Origin of the sequence: Actinomadura violacea (genome assembly GCF_017573465.1) — a bacterium.
Taxonomy (GTDB): domain Bacteria; phylum Actinomycetota; class Actinomycetes; order Streptosporangiales; family Streptosporangiaceae; genus Spirillospora; species Spirillospora violacea.
Window position 1 is genome coordinate 50,943 of the sequence record NZ_JAGEPF010000010.1, and the last position, 13,912, is coordinate 64,854.

The 13,912-nt window shown below is 73.8% G+C and carries 15 protein-coding genes; 9 read left to right on the forward strand and 6 right to left on the reverse strand.

What is annotated here, in order from left to right:
• The first annotated feature begins 89 nt into the window (after positions 1 to 89).
• The gene (locus J4709_RS16705; protein ID WP_208241703.1) at positions 90 to 1,256 is read left to right on the forward strand and encodes a lactate 2-monooxygenase; all 1,167 of its coding nucleotides are present in this window, start codon (positions 90 to 92) and stop codon (positions 1,254 to 1,256) included.
• Here the strand turns inward: J4709_RS16705 and J4709_RS16710 are convergent.
• Complete coding sequence (locus J4709_RS16710; protein WP_208241705.1) at positions 1,210 to 2,670, reverse strand: FUSC family protein; 1,461 nt, start codon at positions 2,668 to 2,670, stop codon at positions 1,210 to 1,212. The two genes, J4709_RS16705 and J4709_RS16710, sit on opposite strands and share 47 nt — an antisense overlap.
• Before the next feature lie 38 nt (positions 2,671 to 2,708).
• Between J4709_RS16710 and J4709_RS16715 the strand changes: the two genes are divergently transcribed.
• From J4709_RS16715 to J4709_RS16735, 5 genes are all read left to right on the forward strand, one after another.
• Positions 2,709 to 3,143: a MarR family winged helix-turn-helix transcriptional regulator gene (locus J4709_RS16715; protein WP_208241707.1), complete on the forward strand. Its 435-nt coding sequence runs from the start codon at positions 2,709 to 2,711 to the stop codon at positions 3,141 to 3,143.
• A gap of 53 nt (positions 3,144 to 3,196) precedes the next feature.
• The gene (locus J4709_RS16720; protein WP_208241709.1) at positions 3,197 to 4,489 is read left to right on the forward strand and encodes an alpha-amylase family glycosyl hydrolase; all 1,293 of its coding nucleotides are present in this window, start codon (positions 3,197 to 3,199) and stop codon (positions 4,487 to 4,489) included.
• A gap of 91 nt (positions 4,490 to 4,580) precedes the next feature.
• Positions 4,581 to 5,261 (forward strand): ATP-binding cassette domain-containing protein, encoded by a 681-nt coding sequence (locus tag J4709_RS16725; RefSeq protein WP_208241711.1) that lies wholly within the window; start codon positions 4,581 to 4,583, stop codon positions 5,259 to 5,261.
• 116 nt (positions 5,262 to 5,377) lie between these two features.
• A complete protein-coding gene (locus J4709_RS16730) occupies positions 5,378 to 6,517 on the forward strand; it encodes a sensor histidine kinase (RefSeq protein ID WP_208241713.1) in 1,140 nt (379 codons plus the stop codon).
• Positions 6,514 to 7,119: a response regulator transcription factor gene (locus tag J4709_RS16735; protein WP_173095492.1), complete on the forward strand. Its 606-nt coding sequence runs from the start codon at positions 6,514 to 6,516 to the stop codon at positions 7,117 to 7,119. The genes J4709_RS16730 and J4709_RS16735 overlap by 4 nt, the downstream gene beginning before the upstream one ends.
• Before the next feature lies 1 nt (position 7,120).
• Here J4709_RS16735 and J4709_RS16740 read toward each other — a convergent pair whose 3' ends face one another.
• The 5 genes from J4709_RS16740 to J4709_RS16760 form a co-directional block, all read right to left on the reverse strand.
• Positions 7,121 to 7,810 carry a class I SAM-dependent methyltransferase gene (locus tag J4709_RS16740; protein ID WP_208241714.1) on the reverse strand — a complete coding sequence of 230 codons (690 nt, stop codon included), beginning with the start codon at positions 7,808 to 7,810 and terminating at the stop codon, positions 7,121 to 7,123.
• Positions 7,811 to 7,849: 39 nt separating this feature from the next.
• A complete protein-coding gene (locus J4709_RS16745; protein ID WP_208241716.1) occupies positions 7,850 to 8,611 on the reverse strand; it encodes an SDR family NAD(P)-dependent oxidoreductase in 762 nt (253 codons plus the stop codon).
• A 116-nt stretch (positions 8,612 to 8,727) separates the two neighbouring features.
• Positions 8,728 to 9,309 carry a TetR/AcrR family transcriptional regulator gene (locus tag J4709_RS16750; protein ID WP_208241718.1) on the reverse strand — a complete coding sequence of 194 codons (582 nt, stop codon included), beginning with the start codon at positions 9,307 to 9,309 and terminating at the stop codon, positions 8,728 to 8,730.
• 39 nt (positions 9,310 to 9,348) lie between these two features.
• Complete coding sequence (locus J4709_RS16755) at positions 9,349 to 9,921, reverse strand: hypothetical protein (RefSeq protein WP_208241720.1); 573 nt, start codon at positions 9,919 to 9,921, stop codon at positions 9,349 to 9,351.
• Between the two features lie 198 nt (positions 9,922 to 10,119).
• On the reverse strand, positions 10,120 to 10,845 hold the full coding sequence (locus tag J4709_RS16760) for a hypothetical protein (protein WP_208241722.1): 726 nt from the start codon (positions 10,843 to 10,845) through the stop codon (positions 10,120 to 10,122).
• Between the two features lie 197 nt (positions 10,846 to 11,042).
• Between J4709_RS16760 and J4709_RS16765 the strand changes: the two genes are divergently transcribed.
• The 3 genes from J4709_RS16765 to J4709_RS16775 are packed head-to-tail and all read left to right on the forward strand — an operon-like array spanning position 11,043 to position 13,806.
• Positions 11,043 to 12,314 carry a sensor histidine kinase gene (locus J4709_RS16765; RefSeq protein ID WP_208241723.1) on the forward strand — a complete coding sequence of 424 codons (1,272 nt, stop codon included), beginning with the start codon at positions 11,043 to 11,045 and terminating at the stop codon, positions 12,312 to 12,314.
• Positions 12,302 to 12,949 (forward strand): response regulator, encoded by a 648-nt coding sequence (locus J4709_RS16770; RefSeq protein WP_208241725.1) that lies wholly within the window; start codon positions 12,302 to 12,304, stop codon positions 12,947 to 12,949. The genes J4709_RS16765 and J4709_RS16770 overlap by 13 nt, the downstream gene beginning before the upstream one ends.
• Complete coding sequence (locus tag J4709_RS16775; RefSeq protein WP_208241727.1) at positions 12,946 to 13,806, forward strand: DUF4097 family beta strand repeat-containing protein; 861 nt, start codon at positions 12,946 to 12,948, stop codon at positions 13,804 to 13,806. The genes J4709_RS16770 and J4709_RS16775 overlap by 4 nt, the downstream gene beginning before the upstream one ends.
• Positions 13,807 to 13,912 lie beyond the last annotated feature (106 nt).

Sequence of the window (13,912 nt, forward strand, 5' to 3'; positions counted from 1 at the left end):
CCGATCCGGTCAGCGGTCGTGGCAGATTGGTCCCGGACGGTTCTCGCACGCGGCCGCGCCCCGGCCGCGTCCCCGGGCGGAGGTATCCGATGAGCGCGCTGGCCGACTTCCAGAACTCGATCTACCTGCAGGGACTCGGCGACGTGCGGCCCTCGCTGCCGACCGATCCGACGAAGCTGGAGGCCCTCGCCGAGGGCGTGCTGTCGGCGCAGGCGTTCGGATACGTGGCGGGATCGGCGGGCAGCGAGGCGACCGCGCGGGCCAACCGGGACGCGTTCGACCGGTGGCGGATCGTCCCGAGGTTCCTGCGGGACGTGGCGCACCGCGACCTGTCGGTGGAGGTCCTCGGCACCGCGATGCCCTCGCCGGTCCTGCTCGCGCCGATCGGCGTGCAGTCGATCTTCCACCCGGACGGAGAGCTCGCCACCGCACGCGCGGCGGGCGCCGAGGGGCTCACCATGGTGCTGAGCACTGCGGCTTCTCACTCCATCGAGGAGGTCGCGGAGGCCAACGGCGACGGCGCCCCCCGCTGGTACCAGCTCTACTGGCCGAAGGACCGGGACCTCGCCGTCAGCTTCCTGGAGCGGGCCAAGGCGGCGGGGTACACGGCGCTCGTCGTCACGCTCGACACGTTCACGCTGGCGTGGCGGCCCCGCGACCTGGACCAGGCGTACCTGCCGTTCCTGCGCGGCATCGGGGTCGCGAACTACTTCAGCGACCCCGTCTTCCAGAAGGCGGTCGGCGGGCCCGTCACCGACGCCAACCGCGACACCGCGCTCCTGCACTGGGTCGCCAACTTCGGCAACCCCTCGCTCACCTGGGACGACCTGGTCTTCCTGCGGGAGCACTGGAACGGGCCGATCGCGTTGAAGGGCGTCCAGCACCCCGACGACGCGCGCCGCGCGGTGGACGCCGGGATGGACGGCGTGATCGTGTCCAACCACGGCGGACGCCAGGTCGACGGCGCCATCGCCTCGCTGGACGCGCTGCCCGGCGTGGTCGACGCCGTCCGCGACCAGGCCACGGTCCTGTTCGACAGCGGGATCCGCACCGGCTCGGACGTCGTGAAGGCGCTCGCGCTCGGCGCGAAGGCGGTGCTGCTCGCGCGTCCGTACGCCTACGGGCTGGCGCTCGGCGGGCAGGCCGGCGTCCAGCACGTCCTGCGTTGCGTCCAGGCCGAACTGGAGCTGACCATGGCGCTGTCCGGTGTCACCCGGCCGGACGAGCTGTCTCCGGAGATTCTGGTTCGCGCTTAGGTTCCTCTGGAGGCGGCGCGTAGACCGCATGTATACGGGCCAGTGCCGCGTCTATGGCGTGTGCGGTGGCGCCTTCTTCCGGCGCTAGCGGCTCGTAGGGCGCGCCGTCGTGGCGTCCGGCCACCGCGCGCCGTACGGCGGCCACGTTGGCGCGCAGTCCTTTGACGCCGGGGCCTATGACGCGGACGTGGGGCACGGTCTCGCGTAGGACGTCGATGACGTCGGCGTGGTGCGGCCGCGCGCGCGTGACGAACCGGTGGAGGCGCAGCGGACCGTAGACGGGGTCCATCTCGGCGACGGAATCCTCGAAGCGGGCGCGAGCATGCGGCTCGTCCTTCAGGACGTCGGTGAGCGCTGCCAAGGACACCGACGTGCGGCGGCGCAGAACGTCCCTGGTGCGGAAGGGCAGGACGGTCCACGCCGCCGCGGTGCCGATGGCGGCGCCGACGAGGATCGCTTCGAGACGCGTCTGGAGGAGGGGGACGGCGGACTGGCCGAAGTATCCGTAGAGCAGCGACAGCGCGGCCGTGACGCCGCCCGCCCAGTACGCGTAGCTCCGCTGGCGCAGCCATGCGGCCACGCTCAGCACGACGAAGATGAGCGCGACCGCGTCAGGGTCCCGTGGCGCGAACAGCCCCGACACCACGGCGGCCAAGACCGTCCCTCCGGCCGCGCCGAGCGCGCGCAGCAGGCCCTTGTGGAGGGCGTCACCGCGTCCCCGCGCTCCATTGCAGACGATGAACGCCGTCAAAACGACCCACGACCAGTGATGCGGGAACAGCCAGTGTCCAATGGCGAAGGCGACGCAGAGGGCGACTCCCATCTGTGTCGCCATGCGAGTGCTCGCCGGCATCCGCTTGCTCGGGGCAGGGGCGGGTTCTTCCGCGCGGGTGGAGCGCCAAGGGCGTTCCACAGCGACCTGTACGGCCGTCACCCAGAAGTAGGCGATGAACGCCACCACGGGAGCCCACAGGAGGTGCGTCGACGGCGCGCCGGGCGCGGCGTGGGGGATGACGAGCAGCGCGATCGCTGGGAGCATCATCAGCGTGCCGGCCTTGGAGAACCGGGGCCCGAAGCGGCGGATCCAGACCCCGGCCGTGACGAGGGCGGTGAACGCGGCGTCGCCCGCGAACGCGTCGTCGCGCATGAGGAGGCCGAGGCCGACCGACGCGAGGGCGACGGCGGGCAGGACGGCGAACCCGATCAGGCGGTCGGACGGACGGGCGCCGCGGTGCGCCCTGGAGAGGGTGACGGACAGGACGACGGCCTGCATGACGGAGTCCACGCGCAGGTGCGCGGCCCGCTCCAGCAGCAGCGCCGACCCGAAGGACGCCAGCACGGCGGCCATGGTGGTGCCCGCGACGACGGCCGGCGCCTTCAGCGCGCCGACGGCCCGGACCGTGCCCGCAGCCATCTCCACCTCCGGTGAATAGTAAGGGATAGCGTAACATTATGGCGACGGATCGGCCCGACGTGCCGGCGGAAGCGGTGGTGGAGATCCGCCGCGGGGTGATGCGGATGGCGCGCCGGATGCGCTCCTCGCGCTCCCCGGACGCGCTGAGCAGCAACAAGCTGGTCGTGCTCGGCCACCTGGGCCGCAACGGCCCCAGTTCGGCGGGCGAGGTGGCGGCGGCCGAAGGGCAGCGCCCGCAGTCCCTGACCAGGGTCTTCGCCGAGCTGGAGGAGAGCGGGCTGATCGCCCGATCGCGCGACGAGCGGGATCGCCGGCAGGTCGTGCTGACCCTCACCCCGGCCGGGGCGGCGGCGCTCAGGCACGACCTCGCCGAGCGCGACGCCTGGCTCGCCGGGGCGCTCGGCGAGCTGGGCGAGACCGAGCGCGAGGTGCTGCGGCTCGCCGCTCGGCTGATGGAGCGGCTCGCAGAATAGTTCGTATTTGCTTACTATTTTGGAAGCGGTGTTTCCCGGGTAAGGACACGCGCATGCGCTGGCCCGATCACGCCATCTGGTGGCACGTCTACCCCCTCGGCTTCACCGGTGCCGAAGCGGCCGCCCTCCCGCCCGGTGCCCCGCCCGAACACCGGCTGCGGCGGATCGCGGAATGGCTCGACCACCTCGTGGCGCTCGGCTGCAACGGGCTCGCCCTCGGCCCGGTGTTCGCGTCCGAGACGCACGGCTACGACACCGTCGACCACTTCCGCGTCGACCCGCGCCTCGGCGACGAGCACGACCTGCTGCGGCTCATCGAGGCCGCGTCGTCGCGCGGCGTCCGCGTCCTGCTCGACGGGGTCTTCAACCACGTCGGACGCGGCTTCCCGCAGTTCGCCGACGTCGAGGCGCGAGGCGCCGCGTCACCGTTTGCTGGATGGTTCGTCCCCGACGGGAACGGCGACTTCCGCACGTTCGAGGGCCACCACAAGCTCGTCGTCCTCAACCACGAGGAGCCGGCGGTCGCCGACCACACCGTCCAGGTCATGAGCCACTGGCTGGAGCGCGGCGTCGACGGATGGCGGCTCGACGCCGCGTACGCCGCCCCGCAGGAGTTCTGGCGGACGGTGACGGACCGCGTCCGCGCGCGCTTCCCCGACGCATGGCTCGTAGGAGAGGTCATCCACGGCGACTATGCGGGCATCGTGGAGAGCACCGGATTCGACTCCGTCACCCAGTACGAACTATGGAAGGCCATCTGGAGCTCGCTGAACGACCGCAACTTCTTCGAACTGGCCCATGCGCTCACCCGCCACGACGGGATGCTCCAGACGTTCGTCCCGCAGACCTTCCTCGGCAACCACGACGTGACGCGCATCGCCAGCCGCCTCGACGACGAACGCCACCTCACCCACGCACTCGTCATCCTCCTCACCAACGCCGGCGTCCCGTCCATCTATGCGGGCGACGAGTTCGCCTTCCACGGCATCAAGGAGGAACGCGAAGGCGGCGACGACGCCATACGGCCCGCCTTCCCAGGACACCCCGACGAGACCCCCGGCCACGGCGCCCCCTACCACCGCCTCCACCAGGACCTCATCGGCGTCAGACGCCGCCACCCATGGCTCGTCCGCGCGCACACGAAGGTCGCCACCTTGACCAACACGGCCCTGTCCTACACAGTGGGGCAGGGCGATGAGCGCCTGGCAGTCGTCCTCAATGTGGCAGATGAGCCCGCCAAGGCCGACCTCCCCGCCGCCGGATGGACCCGCATCGCAGGGGACGCCGACTTCCACGGTGAAGGCGCCCTCGTACCTCCCCAAGGCTGGGCCATAGCGCACCCATGACAGATGTCATGGCCGACCCCTGCGAACCTCATGGCCGACACCTGACGTCCATGACTGCACGCCCGGAACGTACGTCGGCAGCATGGAGGCCATGAGGGCACACGTGATCGAGGTACGCGACCTGCAGCTGAACGAGGCCGTGCGAGACGTCTCGTTCACCGTGGCGAAGGGCGAGGTGTACGCGCTGCTCGGCCGGTACGGCTCCGGCAAGACCACCCTCCTGGAGATGCTCGCCGGCCTGCGCCGCCCCACCGGCGGCACGGTCCGCGTCCGCGGCGCCGACCCCTACACCGACCGCGACGCCGCCCGCTCCGGGACCGTCTGGCGCGACGGCGGCCTGTTCCCCGGGCTCACCGTCGCCGAGATCATCGACACCTGGCGGCGCTGGACCCTCGACCCGATCACCCGCGACGAGGCGCTGCGCCTCGCCCGCCTCACCGGCCACGCCGACGTCCCGTTCGAGCGGCTCGACGCCGGCCGCCGGCGCCTGCTCGACCTCGCGCTCGCCCTCATCGGCCGCTCCGACGTGCTGTTCCTCGACGAGCCCACCGCCGGGCTCGACGAGGCCGCCGCCCGCGAGGTCTGGTCCGTCCTGCTCCTGCTGGCCGCGCACGGCAGCACCGTCGTGATCACCACCCGCGACACCGGCGAGGCGGCCCGCGCCGACCGGGTCGGCGTGCTCGACGAGGGCCGCCTGGTCACCGGACGCGCGTCCGCCCGCCTCGGCGCCGCCGCCCCGACCGCGGCCCGCACCGCCCCGCACGCCGCCTGACCGGCGGCGCACGGGTGGACGGCGACGGCCGGACCCTGATCCTGCGCGTCCTGGACGGGGTCCCCCACCCCCGCCGAACGCGCTCCAATCCCCTGGTACCCGCATACTCTGGGCGCGTGCAGCCGAGGATCCCGCGCCCCACCGTCATCGCCGCGATCATCGTGGGCATGACGGCGCTCACCCTGGCCGGGTTCCTGCTGCCCGCGCTCTGGTACGAGGTGTTCGGCCGCCACGACCCCGCCCGCGTCGCGTTCTCCCTGGCCGGCGTCGCCACCGCGTTCGCGCTCTACGCCCGCCTGCTGTGGCTCAACCTGATGCGCCGCACCACGCCCGGCCACCGCTTCGGGCTGGCCGCGATCACCGCGATCTGCTGGACGCTGCCGCTGCTCGGCGTGGACCACGGGTGGGGCAACGCCCTGCTCGTCCCCGCCGGGCTGATCGCCGTCGTCCTGCCGCTCCGGCAGGCCGTCCCGGCCGCGGCCGCCGCGGCCGTCCTGACCCCCGTCTACGGAGTCGTCCTCGGCCTGCCCGCGCTGAGCGTCCTCTACGAGATGATCGGCGTGCCGCTCGCCGCCTTCTCCGGATACGTACAGGTATGGCTGTTCCACGTCATCCAGGAACTCCGCGAGGCGCGCGCCGAGGTCGCCCGGTCCGCGGTGGGGGAGGAGCGCCTCCGCTTCGCCCGCGACCTGCACGACGTCCTCGGCCACAGCCTCCAGGCCGTCGCGCTGCGCGCCGAGGTCGCCGAACGCTACCTCGACCGCGACCCGGGCCGCGTCCGCAAGGAGCTCACCGAGATCCAGACGATGGCGCGCGACTCCGTCCGCGACGTCCGCGAGGTCGTCCGCGGCTACCGCGCCACCTCGCTGCGCACCGAGCTCGACGGGATGTCCGCCGTCCTGCGCGCCGCCGGCATCCGCTGCGACCGGCCCGAGGTGTCCCCCGAACTCCCCGCCCACGTGCACGAACCGCTCGGCTGGGTCGCCCGGGAGGCCGCCACCAACGTCCTGCGGCACTCCAGCGCCACGTGGTGCGAGATCACGGTGCGCGCCGACGGCGACCGCGTCCACGTGGAGATCGTCAACGACGGCGCGCCGCGCCGCGCCGCAGCCGGCGACTCCGGCAGCGGCCTGACCGGCCTCGCCGAGCGGATCGCCGCAGCCGGCGGCCGGTTCAGCGCCGGGCCGTCCGGCGACGGCACCTTCCGGGTGACCGCCGCCGTGCCGGCGGCCCCGGCACCGAGGGGAGAGGCATGATCCGCGTCCTGCTGGCCGACGACCACCTGCTGATCAGGGAGGCCCTCGTCCTGCTGCTGGAGACCGAGGACGGGATCGAGGTCGCCGCCGACGTCGGCCGCGGCGACGAGGCCGTCGAGCGCGCCCTCGCCCTCAAGCCCGACGTCGCCGTCCTCGACATCGACATGCCCGGGCTCGACGGCCTCGCCGCCGCCGAGCGCCTCTCCCGCGACCTGCCCGGCTGCCGCCTGGTGATCGTCACCGCGCACGGCCGGCCCGGCAACCTGCGGCGCGCCATGGCGGCCGGCGTCCGCGGCTTCCTCGGCAAGGACGCCCCCGGTTCGCAGCTCGCCCAGGTCATCCGCCAGGTCGCCGCGGGTGCCCGCTACATCGACCCGCAGCTCGCCGCCGACGCCCTCGCCGCCGAGGAGTGCCCGCTCACCCCCCGCGAGCTCGACACCCTGCGCGCCGCCGCCGGCGGCGCCCCCGTCTCCCGCATCGCGCGCGGCCTCGGCCTGTCCGAGGGCACCGTCCGCAACTACCTGTCCGCCGCAGTGACGAAGCTCGGCGTCGACAACCGCCACGCCGCCGTCGCCATCGCCCGCGACAGCGGCTGGCTGTAGTTCAGCGGCGGGCCAGCAGGAGGGAACCGCGCTTGGTCACCGGGAGCGGGGTGCGCAGCCGGGCCGCCGCCTCGGCGGCCTCGGGCCGGGGGACGCGGCGGGCGACCAGGTAGTCGCGGATCGCGGCCCGGTCGGGGAGCGTGATCAGCGGGGCGTCCCAGCGCTCCACCTCCACCTCGCCGAACACCTCGCAGACCCGCGCCGGCGCGTCCTCGGCGTCGAAGGCGGACGGCTCGGGACGCCAGACCGGCGCCAGCTCCGGGCTGTCGGTCCGGCAGACGGCCGAGACCAGCAGGGTCCCGCCCGGCGCGAGGACCCGCCGGGCCTCCCGCAGCGCCGGTCCCGGTTCGTCCAGGTGGCACAGCAGGTTGACCGCGACGGTGGCGTCGAAGGTGCCGTCGCGGAACGGCAGGTGCAGCGCGTCCGCCTGGACGCGCGGCCCCGGATGAGCGTGCAGGAGCGCACCCGAGGCGTCCAGTCCGACCAGCCGGAACGGCGGCGGGTCGGGGAGGGCGCGGCGCAGCGCGCCCTCCCCGCAGCCGATGTCCAGCACCCGGGACGCCCCCGCCGCCAGCAGCTTGGCGGCGACGTGGTCGTGCAGGCTCCGTGCCCCGATCAGGTACCGGCGGGTGACCTGCGCGGCGAGGCGGAACCGCGCGGGGTCGGCGTCGTGATCGGGCGTCAGGGCCATACGGGGAGTCTGCCCAGCGGGGTGCGGGTGGATGCGTCGTCAGGCGGTGGTGCCGCCGTCGATGACCATGTCGTGGCCGACCAGGTAGGCCGACTCGTCGGAGGCCAGCCACAGGACCGCCTCGGCGACCTCGGACGGGTCGCTCGGGCGTCCGATCGGGATCGACGCCTTCAGCCGCGCGTCGCGCTCCGCCCTGCTCTCGCCCGGGCGCAGCGACATGGGGGTGTCGCTGGCGCCGGGGCTGACGGCGTTGACGCGCACCCCGTCGGCGATGTGGTCGATGGCCGCGGTACGCGTCAGCACGCTGACGCCCGCCTTGGACGCGGCGTAGGCGGCCATCCGCGGCCTGCGCCCGTGCGCCCCGATGTTGGACGCGATGTTCACGATCACGCCGCCGCCGTGCGCGCGCATATGGGCGATCTCGTGCTTCATCGACAGGAAGACACCGGTCAGGTTCACATCGATGACCTTGCGCCAGGCATCGTCGTCGATATCGGCGACGGGCCCGACGCCGTCGACGATCCCGGCGTTGTTCACCGCGACGTGCAGGCCCCCGTGGCGGTCCGTGACGGCGGCGACCATGGCGGCGGCGTCGCCGGCGACCGTCACGTCGGCGACCACATGGTCGGCGCGCCCGCCCGCGGCCCGGATCTCCTCGGCGGCCCGCGCGAGGGCGGTCTCGTCGCGGCCGGCCAGGACCACGGTGGCGCCCTCCGCGGCGAAGGCGCGGGCGGTCACGCGGCCGATCACGCCGGCGCCGCCGGTGACCAGGACGACCCGGTCGGTGAAGCGTTCCCTCATGACGACTCCAATTTCTAGAATGAACGGTCTTGAATAAGGGCCGGTGGAACGGCGGCCTCGATGCTCGGGCCGGCACTGTGCCGGTCGGGAGCGGGCCCGTCAGGGTGGGGAGGGGGTCAGGCGAAGAGGGCCCGGGCCTGGCGCGCGGCGTCGCGGACGCGGCCCTCCTCCGCCGGGGCCCGGCCCAGGACGCGCATGCCCTGGAAGATCACCAGCAGCAGCCGGGCGAGGGCGCGCGGATCGGCGTCCGAGGGCAGCTCGCCTTGGGCGCGGGCGCGCGTCAGCGCCGACGTCAGGGACGCCTCCAGGAAGTTCCAGCTCGCCTCCACCAGGCGCGCCGCCTCGGCGTCCCGGGCGGCCAGCTCGACCGCCGTGTTCACCACCAGGCATCCGAGGCGCGGACGGTTCCGGCCGGCGTCCTCGGCGTAGCGGTCGATCAGCGCGCGGACGGCCGGCAGCACCGGGCCCGGCTGCGACAGCGCCTCGGCGATCTTCGGGTCGGTCGTCTCGAGGTAGCGCTCGAACGCCCGCAGGAACAGCTCGTGCTTGCCGCCGAACGTCGCGTAGATGCTCGCGCGGGCGATGCCGAGACGCTCGACGAGGTCGGCCATCGAGGTCGCCTCGTACCCCCGCTCCCAGAACAGCTCCAGCGCGCGCTGCAGCACCGCGTCGGGATCGAACTCCTTGGTCCGCGCCATGGCTTGACCGTAGGGCTATTGGGATCGATCGGTCAAATATCAGGCTTCGGAGCTCGCTGGGACGGCCGGACGGTCGAGGTCCAGCGTGTCCAGCACCGACCCGTCGGCCGCGAGCGCCTCCAGCACCGGCCCGCGCCGGGCCCCCCAGACCACGACGATGTGCCCGTGCGGCGGCACGTCCAGGACGCGCTTGCCCACCCGGACCCGCGCCACCTCGGCGGAGGCCCGCAGCCGCGCCTCGTTCACCCACTTCGCGCCCCACGGCAGCAGCCGGTTGGCGTTCCGGACCGACCGCCCCGTCCCGTACTTGTACAGGTAGCGGCCCATCTCGCCGGACGACCGGCGCACCAGGGGCTCGTAGGGCGCCGAGCCGCCGCCCCCGCCGAGGCCCATCCACTCGCCGTCCCGCCGGTGGAACGTTCTTCCCTCGATGAACGGATCGACGCCGGTCCCGCCCCACTGGTGCAGGAAGGTGACGACGGCGACGTCACCGTCCATGTCGAGGCCGAGCGGCAGGAAGTCCCGTTCCTCGTCGAAGGCGTCAGGGGCGGGATCGGGCATGCCGTCCCGAAGGAGCCGCAGGCACTCCTCATGCACCTCGTGGTCGTTCATGTTCGGGGACCTCTGATCGTGCAGGCAGGGCGAGGGGCCCTCCCGCGAGAGGGCCCCGACGTTCGACTCACTCTAGAGGTCCGGCTCGTCTGGTTTCACCCGTCTGGCGTACTCCCGTTGATGCTTTGCCATCTGTCCTTCATCGCCCCTTCGCTTGCGGCTTCCATGCCCGCGCTCTTCCTCATCTCCTGGGCCTTTTCAGGCATTCGCGGCGGCCGAACGAGCGTCAACGGCGCCGGCGGGCACGCCGAGACCGGCGCCGGCGGGCACGCCGAGACCGGCGCCGGCGGGCAGGCCGAGACCGGTGCTGGCGGGCACGCCGAGACCGGTGTCGGCGGGCAGGACATGATCGGTGTCGGCGGCCGGGTCGAGACGGGTGTCGGCGGCCGGGCCAAGACCAGTGCTAGCGGGCACGCCGAGATCGGTGTCGGCGGGCAGGGCGTGCGCGGGCGTGACGGGACGCAGCGACCGGACGGCGAGTACCGCGCAGGCGCAGGCGAGCGGCAGCTCCAGTCCGGCGGCCAGCGCCACGGCCAGCGCGCGTTCCGCGCCGGGGGCGGAGGTCAGGACGTCGAACCAGGCGTCCATGGTCAGCAGAGCGCCGGTGGCGGCGGCGGTCAGGCCGTGCCGCGGGTCGCGCCGGGCGAGCAGCACGCCGGTGCCCAGCAGCCCGGCGGCCATCAGCGCGTCCAGTCCGATCCAGGCCGTCGACCAGTGCGACACCTGGGTGCTGGACGGCAGCGTCCGGGCGAGCACGAACATCCACGGCACCATGACGACGCCACCGCCGGCCAGCCCCAGAGCGATCCACCGCTCCCACCGGCGGAACGTCCGCGGGCGGGGCAGGGCGGTGCGGGGGAGCATCCGCCGACGCTGGGGCCGGGGGCGGGCGGGGACGGTGAACGGGGCGGTGTTCGCGACCATGACTGGACTCCCTGGTGATCTCGCACCGCTTGCCGGGTGCTGGATCAAGCCTGGCCGCGGACGGGCTCACGATCAGTAGCGCGCCTATCCGAATCGGGGGTGGCGAGATCGTCCGAACGGGGGTGGCACCAGGTTCACCCCCGGACCGGATGTTCGCTGCATGGTGGTGCTCCAACCGGGGCAATACGGTTGCGCTCATGGCATCCATCTCTCCGGCCCAGCGTGCCCTGGCGCACGCTCCGTGGTCGCCGACGGCGTGGCGGGACACCACGTTCGTCGCCTCAGGGGTGCCGCTGCAGTTCGCCGGCTGGGCCGTCCTGTGCGCGGTCTGGCCCTTCTGGGCGCCGGTGGACGTGACACCGATCCTCCTGGTGCTCGCGGGATCGTGCGCCCTGACACTGCGGGCGTTGCGGCCGCTGACGCGCTGGCAGCGGGAGCGCTGCTGGGCGATGCTGGGGCTGTACATCCCGCCCATGCCGGGCTTCGACGACGGCCCCGCGTGGAGGGTGCTGCGGGGCCTCCGCACGCCGGAGGTGTGGCGGGTGCTGCGGTACCACCTGGTCGTCGGGCCGCTCCTGGCGTTCGGCGGACTGGCCGCCATCGGTGCGTGGGCCGGCGGGGCGATCCTCGCTTGCTCCGCGGCGTTCCCCTGGGTACTGCCGGCGTCGAGCGGGCTGAGCTCGGCCGCCGGCCCGCGCGCGATCCAGCTGGCCGTCCTTTCGGTCGTCGGCGTCCTCCTGGTGATCGCGGCGCCGTGGATAGCCGCCGGCGTCCGGCATCTGGACACCCGCGCGGCCGTCGCCCTGCTCGGCCCGGACCGGGCCGAGGAGCTGGAGCGCCGGGTCGAGGACCTGGCCGAGAAGCGCGCCAGCGTCGTGGACGCCGCCGACCTCGAACGCCGCCGCATCGAGCGCGACCTGCACGACGGGGCGCAGCAGCGGCTCGTCTCCCTCGCGCTGAACCTCGGGCTGGCCCGCGAGACCCTCACCGGCGTGCCCGACGAGGCCATGCAGGTGATCGTCGAGGCGCACGAGGAGGCCAAGGAGGCGCTGACCGAACTGCGCAACCTGATCCGCGGGCTGCATCCGGCGGTGCTGGAGGACCGCGGCCTGGACGCCGCGCTGTCGGGCATCGCGGCCCGGGTGCCGCTGGAGGTCAGGCTGCGCGTCGAGGTGGAGCCGCGCGCCGCGTCCACGGTCGAGGCGGTCGCGTACTTCGTCGTGTCCGAGGCGCTCACCAACGTCGCCAAGCACGCGAAGGCGAGCGCGGTGGACGTCGCGGTGCTGCGCCGGGGCGACCGGCTGCTCCTGACCGTCGCCGACGACGGCGTCGGCGGCGCGAACCCCGCCGAAGGGACGGGCCTGACCGGGCTCGCGCGCCGGGTCAGGTCGGTGGACGGTACCTTCCGGATCACCAGCCCCGCCGGGGGGCCGACGACCGTCACCGTGGAGTTGCCGTGCGCATTGTGATCGCCGAGGACTCGGTCCTGCTGCGAGCCGGGCTGATCAAGCTGCTGGAGACCTCGGGGTTCGAGGTGGCGGCGGCGGTCGGGGAGGCGGAGGGGCTGCTGGCCGCCGTGCGCGAGCACCGCCCGGACGCCGCGATCGTCGACGTGCGGATGCCGCCGGGGTTCACCGACGAGGGGGTCCGGGCGGCGCTGGTGATGCGGCGCGAGACGCCCGAGGTCGCCGTCCTGCTGCTGTCGCAGTACGTCGAGGAGCGGTACGCGGCGGACCTGCTGGCGGCCGGCACCACCGGCATCGGCTACCTGCTGAAGGACCGGGTCGCGGACGTGTCGGTGTTCCTGGACGCGCTGCGCCGGGTGGCCGCCGGCGGCACCGCGCTGGACCCGGAGGTCGTCTCGCAGCTGCTCCTGCGCCGTCACAGCGACCCCCTCGACCGGCTCACGCCGCGCGAGAAGGAAGTGCTCGGGCTGATGGCGGAGGGCCGCTCGAACGCGGGGATCGCCGCCGCCCTGGTGGTGAGCGAGAGCGCCGTCGCCAAGCACATCAACAACATCTTCGCCAAGCTCGACCTCCCGCACGCCGAGGGCGACCACCGCCGCGTGCTGGCCGTACTGCGGTTCCTGGACGGAGAGACATGACCGCCACCGAGACGGGCACCGCCGAGACGGGTGCCGCCGGAACGCGGGCCGCCGCGCCGGAGGGCGCGCCGGACCGGCCGCGGCGTCGCGGCATCTGGATCGTCCTCGCGGCCGCGACCGCCGCCGTGGTGGTCGTGCCCGCCTGCCTGGGGATGTGGGGAGGGGAGCTCCGGCGGACCGCCGAGCGCGCCGTCCCGTACCACCATGCGATCAAGGAGTTGCGGATCGACGCCGGGAGCGCCGAGGTGTCGGTCGGGACGGGGCCGGACGGGCAGGCGCGCGTTCACGAGCGGCTGACCTGGGCGCTGCGCAAGCCGGTCGTGAAGGAGACGCTCCAGGGCGACGTGCTGTCGGTCTCCGCGAGGTGCCCGGGGGCGGGCGCCTTCTACTACGGCTTGGAATGCGGAGCCGAGATCAACGTGCAGGTGCCCCCCGGCGTGCGGGTCTCGGCGGCGTCGGGCTCGGGGCAGATCACCGTGCGCGGCGTGCAGGGCGACCTGGACCTGCGGGCCGGGTCGGGCGAGATCAGGGTGGTGGGCTCGCGGGGCGCGCTGCGGGCCCGGGTCGGGTCGGGGACGATCCGCGGCACCGCGCTGGCCTCGCCCGAGGCGCGGGTGACGGTGGGCTCCGGCGAGCTCGACCTCCGCTACGCCGAGCCGCCGCGGCTCGTGGACGTGTCGGCCGCCGCGGGCTCGCTGAAGGTCATCGTGCCGGCGGGGTCGCGCTACCGCGTCCAGGACTGGAACGGGTCGGGTGACGCTCATCTCAACCAGGCGCTCGTCGACGGCCGGTCGGACCGGTTGATCTCGTTCCGCAGCGGGTCGGGCTCGACGTACCTCGACTACCGCGACGACTGACCCGATCCCCGCGAAGGCGCACGCTGAACGGTCTTCCGCCCGGTCGCCGCCCGTCGGCCGGGCGCGCGCGGCGGACCCCTCCCGCCGCGGCGCCGGAGCCCTCCGG